The organism is Micromonospora sp. NPDC005710, assembly GCF_040630995.1.
In the GTDB taxonomy this organism is placed as follows: Bacteria; Actinomycetota; Actinomycetes; order Mycobacteriales; family Micromonosporaceae; genus Micromonospora.
In genome coordinates, this window is the sequence record NZ_JBEXYP010000033.1 from 1 (window position 1) to 11,486 (window position 11,486).

The following is an 11,486-nucleotide window of genomic DNA, read 5'->3' on the forward strand; positions in this document are numbered from 1 at the left end:
ATCACCACCTGGGGCGTCCGCGACTGTGACTCGTGGCGTGGCTCGGACAACGCGCTGTTGTTCGACTGCAACGGCAACAAGAAGGCCGCGTACACCGCCGTCCTGGACGCCCTCAATGGTGGCTCGACCCCGCCCACCACGCCACCCCCGGGCTCCGGGGTGGACACCAGTGCCTGGTACGTGTTGTTGAACCGGAACAGTGGCAAGGCACTCGACGTGTACGCGTCGGCCACCAACGACGGGGCGCGGATCAGCCAGTGGACGCGCAACAACGGCGTCAACCAGCAGTGGCAGTTCGTCGACTCGGGGAGTGGCTTCTACCGCGTGAGGGCGCGCAACTCCAGCAAGGTGCTCGACGTCAGCGGCTTCTCGACCGCCGACGGCGGTGCGATTGTGCAGTGGGCCGACCTCAACGGAACGAACCAGCAGTTCCGGCTCGCCGAGTCCGACGGCGGCTACGTGCGGCTGATCAACCGCAACAGCAGCAAGGCCGTCGAGGTGCAGGGCTCGTCCACCGCCGACGGCGGGAACGTCGTCCAGTACGCCGACTGGGGCGGCACCAACCAGCAGTGGCAACTGGTCCGGATCGGCTAGGGACCGCCGCGATCGAACCGAGGGACAGGGAGCTGCCGGCCGATCGGCATCCGGCCGGTGCCCACCCCGGCGAGGTGTGACGACGGCGGCCCGCCCCCTTCCCGGGGTGGGCCGCCGTGGCCGTCGAGTTGCCGCTCACGGTGAGCGCGCGCATCGACAACAATCATTTGACGTATGACGTATCACCCGCTAATTTTCACCCCGCGGGCCACCCGGCCAACGGGAGCCACGACGTCGCACCGCGCGGTTCTGCGCGGGCCTGCCACGAGCCCGGATCGTGCCAGCGCCATCCGACGTACGCCGCTGGCAGCGGTTCGCCCGCGCACGACCCAGACGTGCTGACGCCACCACCACGACGCCGGCACGCACGCCAGGGCACGCGCGGGCGTTCCGCTCGTGGCGACCCCGATCGAAGGAGTTCACCATGAAAGCCCTCGATGAGGCTCGTCCCGCCTCTCGACCGAGACCTCGCTTACGGTCAGGGTTGGCCGCAGCGGCGGCCGCGGTCATGGCAGCCAGCACGCTCGTCGCGGTGAACGCGGCGCCAGCGGCGGCGGCGACAGTGGACACCAACGCCTCCTACGTGCTGGTCAACCGCAACAGCGGCAAGGCGCTCGACCTGTACGCGTCGGCCACCAACGACGGGGCGCGGATCAGCCAGTGGACGCGCAACAACGGCCTCAACCAGCAGTGGCAGTTCGTCGACTCCGGGGGTGGCTACTACCGGATCAAGTCGCGGCTCTCGGGCAAGGTGCTCGACGTCAGCGGCTTCTCGACCGCCGACGGCGGTGCGATCGTGCAGTGGGCCGACCTCAACGGGACGAACCAGCAGTTCCGGCTCGCCGACTCGGACGGCGGGTACGTGCGGCTGATCAACCGCAACAGCAGTAAGGCCGTCGAGGTGCAGGGCTCGTCCACCGCCGACGGTGGGAACGTCGTCCAGTACGCCGACTGGGGCGGCACCAACCAGCAGTGGCAACTCGTCGCCATCGACGGCGGCACCAACCCGCCGCCGTCGGGTGGTAGTGGGTGCGGCAAGGCGCCGACGCTTGCCAGCGGCACGCACACGATCCAGAGCAACGGCAAGAGTCGAACCTTCATCCTGCGGGTGCCCGCCAACTACAACAACAGCAACCCCTACCGGTTGATCTTCGCGTTCCACTGGCGGGGCGGCACCATGCAGGAGATCTCCTCCGGTGGCACCAGCGGGACCGCGTGGTCCTACTACGGGCAGCAGGAGCAGTCGAACAACAGCGCGATCCTGGTCGCGCCCCAGGGATTCGGCAACGGCTGGGGCAACTCCGGCGGTGAGGACATCACCTTCGTCGACGACATGATCAGCCGGATCGAGAGCAGCCTCTGCGTCAACCCGAGGCAGCGGTTCGCGCTCGGCTTCAGCTGGGGTGGCGGCATGAGCTACGCCGTGGCCTGCGCACGGGCCACCGTCTTCCGGGCCGTCGCGGTCATCTCCGGCGCGCAGATCAGCGGGTGCAGCGGCGGTACGCAGCCGATCGCCTACTTCGGGCTGCACGGCATCACCGACAACGTCCTGAACATCTCCCAGGGCAGGGCGCTGCGCGACACGTTCGTCCGGAACAACGGTTGCACCGCGCAGAGCCCGCGTGAGCCGGCCGGCGGCAGCCGTACGCACATCACGACCACCTACTCGGGTTGCCGGTCTGGTTACCCGGTGCAGTGGGCCGCGTACGACAACGGCCACATGCCCGGCCCGGTCGACGGCACCTACGCCGAGAGCGGCATCACGACCTGGACCAAGGGTGAGATCTGGAGGTTCTTCGCCCAGTTCTCGTGACACCTGTCGGCAGTGATCGGCGGCGCCCGCTCCCGTACCCCGGGGGTGGGCGCCGTTGGCCGCCGGGGGCGGTCAGCGTTCCAGGCGGACGGGGCTCCCCGAGCCACTGCGGCGGACCAGCCAGGCCTCGGTGATGTGGGTGAACATCGCCTCGGCGGCGCCGTTGGGGTCGTGGGCGGCGATGCGTTCGTAGATGCGTCGGTGCCCCTGGTTGGAGGCCACGCACAATGCCCGTTCGGTCCGCCCCATGTACCGGGCGGTGTTGATGACCTGACTCTCCAGGGCGCGGACGACACCACGGGCGATGCGGTTCCCGGACGCCTGCATGATCGTGTCGTGGAAGGCGCGGTCGTAATCGTGGTAGGTGACGTGGTCGTCGACGAGCTCGTCCATCCGGTCCACCATCGCCCGCAGTTGATCGATTGTCGCGGCGTCGGCGAGGCGTGCGGCGACATTCGCCATGTCGGACTCCAGCACCCGTCGGGTGACCACCAGGTCGTCGAGGATGGCGAGACTGTCGTCCACCGCGATGGTGGCCGCGAGGACCAGCTCGTCGAGCATGTCCCACTGTGACGGCGGGGTGACCAGAGTGCCGGCGCCCTGGCGAACCTGCACCAGCCCCTTCTCCTGAAGGATCTTCACTGCTTCCCGGACGACGGTCCGGCTCACGCCGAAGGTCTCGCAGAGGATCGGCTCGGGGGGAAGGGACGACCCGGACGGGTGTGTGCCCCGGACGATGCGCTCCACCAGTTCGGCGGTGACCGCCCTGGCGAGGTTTGCCGGCCGACGCACCCAAGCCGGGGTCGCCGGGCTGTTCAGGGCTGTCTCCTGCGGTGGCGTCATGTCCCCTCCGAATGGCTCGCCGTGGCACGACGTCTGGGCCAGTGTACGGCCGACTGTTGACGTCACACGTCATACGAGTTACCTTCCGGTCAACATTTGGCTCGCGGGGCACCCGCCGGCCACCCCTATATAGAGGTGACAATCGATGAGACAGCGCGCGTTATGGTCGGCCGTCCTCGTTGTGGGCCTGGCCCTGGCTGGTTGCGGAAGTGCTAGCGATTCGGGTAAGTCAACCAGCTCGGACGGCAAATTGGTCGTCTGGGACTGGAAGTCCGGCGAGCCGTTCGCCAAATCCTATCTGGACAAGGCCAAGGCCGACTTCAAGAAGAAGCACGCGGACGTCGAGGTCGAGTTCGTCGCGCAGCCCTTCGACCAGTACTACACACTGCTCGGTGCGGCGATCCAGTCCGGCAAGGGCCCGGACGTCATGCTGTTCAACGGTGGTGGCCAGATCCGCGACCGGGTGGACGCGCTGGTGCCCCTCGACGACTACGTCGCCGAGGACAAGCAGCGGCTGGCCGGCTGGGAGGCATTCGCCAAGGACGGCAAGACCTACGCCTCCCCGGTGACGCTCCAGGGCTACCCCATCTACTACAACAGGGAAATCTACCGGAAGGCGAACCTCGACCCGGCGAGCCCGGCCACCACGTGGGACAAGTTCGTCGCCGACTGCGCCGCCATCGCCAAGGCCGGCTCCAAGTGCTTCGCACTCGGCAACAAAGAGGGCGTCGGCATCCAGTTCTGGATGTCCAGCCTGGGCTCGACCACCCTCACCGCCGCGGAGTACGACGCCTGGATCGCCGGCAAGCGCGACTGGAACTCGCCAAACGTCAAGCGGATCTTCCAGACCTGGAAGGAGGCCGGCGACAAGAAGATGAACAGCGACGGGGCCAACTCGACCGCGATGTTCAACGACTCCTTCGCGCTCTTCCAGTCCGGCAAGGCCGCGCACGTCATGGGTCTGATGTCGGACGTCGGGCACTGGCAGGACTTCAACGAGTTCCTGACCGCGGAGAAGCTCGGCGTCATGAAGGCCCCGGTCGTCACCGCCGGCACCACCCCGAGCCTCCCGTACGACGGTGGCATCGGCTACGCGGTCGCCAAGTGGACGAAGGACCCGAAGGTGGCCGCCGACCTGGCGCGCTCGCTGAGTTCGGCCGACGCGTTGAAGGCGTTCTACGCCGACGCCGGCGCGATCGCCGCCGACACCACCATCGACGTGTCGCAGAACGGTCCGGCCGTCTCCACGATCGTCAGCGAGCTGAAGAGCGGCAAGCCGGCTCTGCACGTGGCGCTCTCCTCGAAGACGCTCGACCTGATGGGCCGGCTGTCCCAGCAACTGCTCAGCGGCTCGATCACCGTCGACGAGGTGGTGAAGCAGTTGGCCGCTTCCGACCAGGCGGGCTGACCTCGTGCCAATGGGAAACACGCAACCGTCGGTCCGTTCGGCTTCGGCCGGACGGACCGGCGGGGCGGCGACAATCCCCGCCGCGCACCGCGGTGGCGCCCACCCCCGTCGCACCCGCGGCGGTCTGCGGGCCGAACGCTACGCCCCCTACATCCTGGTGGCCCCGGCCGTCCTGATCATCGTGCTGCTGCGGCTCTACCCGTTGCTCCTCGGCGTCAACTTCTCCTTCACCGGTGACGGCGCGCAGAACGGGACGGCTGTCGGCTTCGGCAACTACCGCGAGCTGTTCGGCGACCCGCTGTTCCGGACCGCGCTGAGCAACGTCGGGCTGCTGGTGCTGCTGCTGCCGGTGGCAGTGGCGATCCCCGGTCTGCTCGCGACGTTCATCTACCTCCGGGTGCCGGGCCACCGCTTCTACCGCAGCGTCTACTTCTTCCCGGCGGTGCTCTCACCGGTCATCGTCGGTGCGATCTTCAACCTGCTGCTCGCCTTCGACGGCCCGCTCAACGCCGTGCTCGGGTCGGTCGGTGTCGGTCCGGTGGACTGGCTCGGGGACCCGGACATCGCGATGTTCATGGTGGCGGGTGTGCACATCTGGGCCACCTTCGGGATGGCGCTGGTGGTTTTCCTCGCCGGCTTCGCCACGCTGGACGCCGCGCTCCTGGACGCCGCCCGGGTGGACGGGGCGTCGCTGCGCCAGGTCGTCTGGCACGTGATCATCCCAGCCCTCTCGCGCACCATCCAGTTCGTCTTCGTGACCACGATGATCGGGATGCTGACCTCGATGTTCGGGCTGCTCTTCGTGATGACGAGCGGTGGGCCGGAAGGGTCGACGTACCTGCCGGAGTTCTACATCTGGAAGCAGCAGGGTCAGATGAACCGTCCGGCTCTCGCGTCGGCCGCCTCGACGATCCTCTTCATGATCATGCTCGTCGTGGGGCTGTTGCAGATCAAGCTGCTCGATCGATCCGGAAAGGAGGACTGATGTCTCGCCTCCACCTGGGACGGTGGTTGGTAGCCATCCCCATGTCGCTGCTCGCCCTGGCGACGATCTACCCCCTACTGTTCACCGCCAACGTGGCGATGAAGACCCGGCGTGACTACATCCTCGACCGGTTCGGCCTGACCGACGCCCTGCGGTGGGAGAACATCAGCACGGCGTGGACCAGCGTCGGCATGGGCCGCTACTTCGTCAACTCGCTGTTCGTGGTGACGGCGTCGGTGCTCCTGCTGCTGCTGTTCGGGTCGATGGCCGGCTTCGCCCTGAGCCAGCTCCGGTTCCGCGGCTCGTCGGCGCTGTTTCTGGGCTGCCTCGCGGGGCTGTTCATCCCGTTCCAGGTGATCATGGTGCCGCTCGCCCGGATCATGGCCGACACCGCGCTCATCGACACGTACCCGGGTCTCATCCTGGTCTACGTGGCCCAGTTCCTGCCCTTCACGGTGTTCCTCATGACGAGCTACTACAAGGGCATCCCACCGGAGATCGTCGACGCCGCGCGGATCGACGGCAGCACCGTGTACGGCGTTTACCGCCGGATCATGCTGCCACTGGGCACCCCGGCGCTGCTGTCGGTCGGCATCCTCAACGCCCTGTTCTGCTGGAACGACGTTCTCATGGCGTTGGTGATGATGCCGTCGGCCGACCACCGCACGCTCATGATCGGGGTGACCTCGTTGCGGGGGCAGTACTCCGACAACATCCCCACCTTCGCCTCCGGGGTGCTGATCGCCGCGATACCCGTCCTCCTGGTCTACCTGTTCCTCCAGCGCCAAATTGCCGACGGTGTAGCCGCCGGTTCCACGAAGGGTTGACATGCGGATCACGGGATATCGGACGCTCTCCACGGTCCAGGAATGGGGCCGACCGGTCGGCGACGCCAACGGTGTGTTCGCCGATGGGGTCGTCCCGGTCTCGATCGTCATCGTCGACACCGACGAGGGCATCTCGGGCGTCGGCCTCGGGCCGCACGTCGAGATCGAGCGGATCTTCCCCGCCATCGAGGGCGAGGATCCACGGGCCGTGACGTCCCTGTACGACCGCATGTTGCGGCACACCTTCAAGGCGGGCCACGCCGGGCCGGTGTTCGGCACCATCGGGGCTCTGGACACCGCCCTCTGGGACATCAAGGCGCAGGTCGCCGGCGAGCCACTGTGGCGGCTGCTCGGCGGACGGGACCGGCGGGTCACCGCCTACGCGTCCGGGCTGGACATCGGGCTCACCGACGACGAACTCGTCGCCGAGTACGAGGTCTACGCGAGCCGCGGCCTACGGGCGGCCAAGCTCAAGGGCGGCCTCGACATCGAGCGCGACCGGCACCGTCTCAGCCTGGTCAAGGACGTCCTTACCGAGGCCGGACACGGCCGGCGGCCAGGGCTCATGCTCGACGTCAACGAGGCGTGGACCCGCAAGCAGGCCGTGCGGCATGTCTGCGAGCTGGAACGCACCCTGGACCTGATCTGGATCGAGGAGCCGGTCCGGCGCTGGGACGCCGAGGGTCTCGCTCTGGTCAGCCGGGGCGTGTCCGCGTCGGTCGCCACCGGTGAGAACCTCACCGGGCTCGAACAGTTCCGTCCGCTGATCGCCGCGGGCGCCGTCGACATCGTCCAGATGGCGGCCGTCTGGGGGGTCACCCACTTCCTGCGGGCGTCCGCCCTGGCGCACGCCCACGACCTGCCGGTCAGCCCGATCGGCAACAGCCCGGTCGGGTTGCTGCACGCCGCGACCTCGGTGCCGAACCACCTGACCAGCGAGTTGCAGGATCTGCACGCACCGGTCGGTGTCTCCATCGACCTGCACGTCGAGGACGGTGCCTTCATCCTCGGCGACTCACCCGGGCTGGGGGTCCGGGTGGACGAGGAGCGGATCCGGGCGATCAACAGTCGCCCGCAGGCCCCGACGGCCGACAGCCCCAACGTCCGGCCGGAGCGGGCCGGACGGCGCCTGCTGGCCGGGGTCGACGGGGTGATCCCCACCCGCCAGGTGCCGGTCGTGCCGTTGAACTCCCGCAACGAGGTGTCCCCGACAGTGTCGCACTGAGCTGACCACAGAACAGGATGGCGTGGGTGCATCGCGGCCGCGGTGCACCCACGACCATGCCCGGTCGGCACGACCGACGTACCGACCGTCGAGACGGAGGAACGATGAAGGCAGTCGTCTACCGGGGAGCGCGAAACCTCGGAATCGAGAACCGTGATCCGGAGCCACCGGGCCGCGGACAGGTACGGATCGAGGTCGCGTACACCGGGATCTGCGGTACGGATCTGCACATCTACCACGGGGACATGGACGCCCGGGTCGGTGACTCCGCCATCATCGGGCACGAGATGTCCGGGCGGATCGCGGCCGTCGGTGAGGGCGTGACCGGCTGGAACGTCGGTCAACCCGTGACCGTGATGCCGACCCGACCCTGTGGACGGTGCGCGGCCTGCCAGCGGGGCAACTCCCACGTCTGCCACGCGATGAACTTCCTCGGCATCGACTCGCCGGGTGCCATGCAGTCCTCCTGGACCGTGCCGGTGGAACTGGTCCTGCCGCTTCCGGAGGACCTGCCGCTCGACCACGCGGCGCTCGTCGAGCCGGTCGCGGTGGCGGTGCACGACGTACGCCGGGGCAACGTGACAGCCGACGACCAGGTGGTGGTGGTCGGCGGTGGCCCGGTCGGCGTCCTCATCGCCACCGTCGCGCGGGGCCGTGGTGCCCGGGTGCTCCTGGTCGAGCCGGACCCGTTCCGGCGCGAGGTGGCGGAGGGCATTGGGATCGAGACCGTCGACCCCCGGGCGACCGACGTCGTGGCGCTGGTCAACGACCGCACCGATGGCGCGGGCGCGGACATCGCCTTCGAGGTGTCCGGCGCCCCGGCCGGCGTGACCACGGCTGTCGACGTCCTCACCACTCGCGGGCGGCTGGTCATGGTGGCGATCCACCCTCAGCCCCGGGAGGTCAACCTGCACCGGTTCTTCTGGCGTGAACTGGAACTCCTCGGTGCCCGGTTGTATCAGCGTGACGACATGGTGGAGGCGATCCGGTTGGTCGCCTCGGGTGCGATCCCGGCCCAGCAGTTGATCTCCCGGGTCGAGCCGGTCGAGGCGGCCGGTGCGGCCTTCGCGGCACTGGAGGGTGGCGGCGTGATGAAGGTGCTGCTCGATGTGCGGGAGGTCAACCGATGACGGCCCTGTTCGACCTGTCCGGACGGACCGCCGTCGTGACCGGAGCGCGACGCGGTATCGGCCTCGCCATGGCCGAGGCCCTGGCCCTGGCCGGTGCCGACATCGTGGGCGTCTCCGCTCACCTGGAGGCCGAGGGCAGCGAGGTCGAACGTCGGGTCCGGGCGACCGGCCGCCGGTTCACCGCCCTGCGGGCGGACCTCGGCGACCGGGCGGCCGTGCACGGGTTGGCTCGCGACATCACCGCACTCGGGCCGGTCGACATCCTGGTGAACAACGGCGGCACCATCGCACGCACCCCGGCCGTGGAGCACCCGGACGAGATGTGGGACCACGTCATCGAGGTGAACCTCAGCAGCCAGTTCATCCTCAGCCGGGAGATCGGCCGGACCATGGTCGAGCGCGGCCGAGGGAAGATCATCTTCACCGCGTCGCTGCTGAGCTTCCAGGGCGGCATCACCGTCCCCGGGTACGCCGCGTCGAAGTCGGGGGTGGCCGGCCTGACCAAGGCGTTGGCCAACGAGTGGGCGGCCCACGGGGTGAACGTGAACGCCATCGCGCCCGGCTACATCGCCACCGACAACACCCAGGCGCTGCGCGACGACCCCGACCGCAACCAGGCGATCCTCGGCCGGATCCCGGCCGGGCGGTGGGGCCGGGCCGACGACCTCGGCGGTGCCACGGTGTTCCTGGCGTCGACCGCGTCGGACTACGTCAACGGGGTCGTACTGCCCGTCGACGGCGGATGGCTGGGCCGATGACCGCCGCACCGGAGCCCGGACGCACCGGAATCGTCGACGCGCACCACCACCTCTGGACCCGCGCCCGGCACCCGCAGCCGTGGATCGACCCGGTGACCATGGCGGCCATCGACGCCGACTTCGAACCCGCCGATCTCGCGCCGCTGGCCCGGTCGGCCGGGGTCACCGCGACAGTGGTGGTGCAGTCCATCGCGTCCGAGACCGAGACGGTGGACCTGCTGGGCGTGGCAGCCGAGGCCACCGTGATCAGTGGGGTCGTCGGCTGGGTGGACCTGACCGCCGAGGACGTCACCGAGCGCCTGGACGAACTCCAGGCCGCCCGGGGCGGGGAACACCTCGTCGGCATCCGCCACCTCGTGCAGTCCGAGCCCGACCCGGCGTACCTGGACCGCCCCGACGTCCGTCGGGGCATCGCGGCGGTGGGCGCCGCCGGCCTCGTCTTCGACCTGCTGGTACGCCAGCACCAACTCCCCATGGCCGCGCGTCTCACGCGCGACCTGCCCGAGGTGAGCTTCGTCCTCGACCACCTGGCGAAGCCCGCCATCGGTCAACCGGAGATGGCCGAGTGGAGCCGGGACCTGCGGTCGTTGGCCGCCTCACCCAACACCACGGCGAAGATCTCCGGGCTGGTGACGGAGGTGCCGCTCGCGCACTGGACTCCCGAGGACCTTCGACCCGCCGTCGAGGACGCCCTCGACGTGTTCGGGCCGGACCGGCTGATGTTCGGCTCGGACTGGCCGGTCTGCCTGCTGGCGAGTTCGTACCAGCGCTGGGTCGACACCCTGGCCGAGCTGCTGGACGGCCAGGACGGCACGGAGTCGGTCTGGGGCGGGACCGCTCGCCGCGTCTACGGGCTGGCGGGGTCCTGATGACGCGCGAACTGCCGCGCCGCCCGACGGTACGGCTCACCGAGCTGGGGTTCGGCGCGGCTCAGGGTGGCAACCTCTACCGGACCACGACGGACGAGGAGTTCGCCTCGGCTGTCGACGCCGCGTGGGACGCGGGCGTCAGGTACTTCGACACCGCGCCGCACTACGGTCTCGGTCTGTCCGAGCGCCGCCTCGGCGCCGCGCTGCGCCAACGGCCGCGCGACGAGTACGTGGTGTCGACGAAGGTCGGACGACTTCTGGTGCCGTCGCCTCAGGACGCGCACCTGCGGGACTCCGACGGGTTCGACGTGCCAGCGACCCACCGGCGGGTGTGGGACTTCAGCCGCGACGGAGTGCTCCGCTCGATCGAGGCCAGCCTGGAACGGACCGGGCTGGACCGGCTCGACATCGTCTACCTGCACGACCCGGACGACCACTGGGAGCAGGCCGCGAACGAGGCCGTCCCCGCCCTGATCGACCTGCGGGACCAGGGCGTCGTCGGTGCCATCGGCGCCGGCATGAACCAGTCCGCGATGCTGGCCCGGTTCGTGCGGGAGACCGACGTCGACGTGATGATGTGCGCCGGGCGGTACACCCTGCTCGAACAGGGCGCCGTCGTCGACCTGTTGCCGGCGGCGGAGAACCGGGGAGTGGGTGTGGTCATCGCCGGCGTCTACAATTCGGGGCTGCTCTCCCGCGACCGGCCGCCCGCCGACGCCGTCTACAACTACGAGCAGGCCCCGGCGGAGTTGATCGAGCGGGCGCGGCGGATCGCCGCGGTCTGCGAGACGTACGGGGTGACCCTGCCGCAGGCGGCGCTCGCCTTCGTCCGCCGACACCCGGCCGTGGTGTCGACGGTGGTCGGCGTTCGCACCGAGACGCAGATGACCGAGACGGTGCGGCGCTCTGATGTCGCCGTGCCGGACGAGCTGTGGGGTGCGCTGGCGGCGGCCGGCCTGCTCGCCGCGCCGCCCGGCCGGCCTCCCTCCGGTCCTGTCTGACCAACGATGACGTCCCGGCCGGGACCGGCTCCG

At 69.3% G+C, this 11,486-nt stretch carries 10 protein-coding genes and 1 pseudogene; 10 read left to right on the forward strand and 1 reads right to left on the reverse strand.

The annotated features are described in order from the left end of the window. A pseudogene (locus tag ABZ406_RS28980) lies at positions 1–588 on the forward strand (RICIN domain-containing protein); the annotation flags it as partial. Positions 589–1,102: 514 nt separating this feature from the next. Then, positions 1,103–2,407: an RICIN domain-containing protein gene (locus ABZ406_RS28985; RefSeq protein WP_357768357.1), complete on the forward strand. Its 1,305-nt coding sequence runs from the start codon at positions 1,103–1,105 to the stop codon at positions 2,405–2,407. A gap of 72 nt (positions 2,408–2,479) precedes the next feature. Here the strand turns inward: ABZ406_RS28985 and ABZ406_RS28990 are convergent, their stop codons facing one another. Continuing rightward, on the reverse strand, positions 2,480–3,250 hold the full coding sequence (locus tag ABZ406_RS28990) for a FadR/GntR family transcriptional regulator (protein ID WP_357768360.1): 771 nt from the start codon (positions 3,248–3,250) through the stop codon (positions 2,480–2,482). A gap of 250 nt (positions 3,251–3,500) precedes the next feature. Here ABZ406_RS28990 and ABZ406_RS28995 point away from each other — a divergent pair, with 250 nt between their 5' ends. From ABZ406_RS28995 to ABZ406_RS29030, 8 genes are all read left to right on the forward strand, one after another. Further along, a complete protein-coding gene (locus ABZ406_RS28995; protein ID WP_357768363.1) occupies positions 3,501–4,658 on the forward strand; it encodes an extracellular solute-binding protein in 1,158 nt (385 codons plus the stop codon). A gap of 10 nt (positions 4,659–4,668) precedes the next feature. Next, positions 4,669–5,643 (forward strand): sugar ABC transporter permease, encoded by a 975-nt coding sequence (locus ABZ406_RS29000; RefSeq protein WP_357768366.1) that lies wholly within the window; start codon positions 4,669–4,671, stop codon positions 5,641–5,643. Then, positions 5,643–6,470, forward strand: coding sequence for a carbohydrate ABC transporter permease (locus tag ABZ406_RS29005; RefSeq protein WP_357768368.1), 828 nt, complete (start codon positions 5,643–5,645; stop codon positions 6,468–6,470). The genes ABZ406_RS29000 and ABZ406_RS29005 overlap by 1 nt, the downstream gene beginning before the upstream one ends. A gap of 1 nt (position 6,471) precedes the next feature. After that, the gene (locus ABZ406_RS29010; RefSeq protein WP_357768371.1) at positions 6,472–7,695 is read left to right on the forward strand and encodes a mandelate racemase/muconate lactonizing enzyme family protein; all 1,224 of its coding nucleotides are present in this window, start codon (positions 6,472–6,474) and stop codon (positions 7,693–7,695) included. 104 nt (positions 7,696–7,799) lie between these two features. Further along, positions 7,800–8,825 carry an alcohol dehydrogenase catalytic domain-containing protein gene (locus tag ABZ406_RS29015; RefSeq protein ID WP_357768374.1) on the forward strand — a complete coding sequence of 342 codons (1,026 nt, stop codon included), beginning with the start codon at positions 7,800–7,802 and terminating at the stop codon, positions 8,823–8,825. After that, positions 8,822–9,583 carry a 2-dehydro-3-deoxy-D-gluconate 5-dehydrogenase KduD gene (gene kduD / locus ABZ406_RS29020; protein WP_357768376.1) on the forward strand — a complete coding sequence of 254 codons (762 nt, stop codon included), beginning with the start codon at positions 8,822–8,824 and terminating at the stop codon, positions 9,581–9,583. The genes ABZ406_RS29015 and kduD overlap by 4 nt, the downstream gene beginning before the upstream one ends. After that, on the forward strand, positions 9,580–10,452 hold the full coding sequence (locus tag ABZ406_RS29025; protein WP_357768379.1) for an amidohydrolase family protein: 873 nt from the start codon (positions 9,580–9,582) through the stop codon (positions 10,450–10,452). Before kduD ends, ABZ406_RS29025 begins: the two co-directional genes overlap by 4 nt. Continuing rightward, positions 10,452–11,453 (forward strand): aldo/keto reductase, encoded by a 1,002-nt coding sequence (locus ABZ406_RS29030; protein ID WP_357768382.1) that lies wholly within the window; start codon positions 10,452–10,454, stop codon positions 11,451–11,453. Before ABZ406_RS29025 ends, ABZ406_RS29030 begins: the two co-directional genes overlap by 1 nt. The last annotated feature ends 33 nt before the right edge of the window (positions 11,454–11,486 follow it).

Excerpts from the sequence above, each read along its gene's own strand:
- ABZ406_RS28985 (WP_357768357.1), top strand. The coding sequence starts at position 1,103 with ATGGCAGCCAGCACGCTCGTCGCGGTGAACGCGGCGCCAGCGGCGGCG.
- ABZ406_RS28990 (WP_357768360.1), bottom strand. The coding sequence starts at position 3,250 with ATGACGCCACCGCAGGAGACAGCCCTGAACAGCCCGGCGACCCCGGCT.
- ABZ406_RS29005 (WP_357768368.1), top strand. The coding sequence starts at position 5,643 with ATGTCTCGCCTCCACCTGGGACGGTGGTTGGTAGCCATCCCCATGTCG.
- ABZ406_RS29015 (WP_357768374.1), top strand. The coding sequence starts at position 7,800 with ATGAAGGCAGTCGTCTACCGGGGAGCGCGAAACCTCGGAATCGAGAAC.
- ABZ406_RS29030 (WP_357768382.1), top strand. The coding sequence starts at position 10,452 with ATGACGCGCGAACTGCCGCGCCGCCCGACGGTACGGCTCACCGAGCTG.
- kduD (WP_357768376.1), top strand. The coding sequence starts at position 8,822 with ATGACGGCCCTGTTCGACCTGTCCGGACGGACCGCCGTCGTGACCGGA.
- ABZ406_RS29010 (WP_357768371.1), top strand. The coding sequence starts at position 6,472 with ATGCGGATCACGGGATATCGGACGCTCTCCACGGTCCAGGAATGGGGC.
- ABZ406_RS29025 (WP_357768379.1), top strand. The coding sequence starts at position 9,580 with ATGACCGCCGCACCGGAGCCCGGACGCACCGGAATCGTCGACGCGCAC.
- ABZ406_RS29000 (WP_357768366.1), top strand. The coding sequence starts at position 4,669 with ATGGGAAACACGCAACCGTCGGTCCGTTCGGCTTCGGCCGGACGGACC.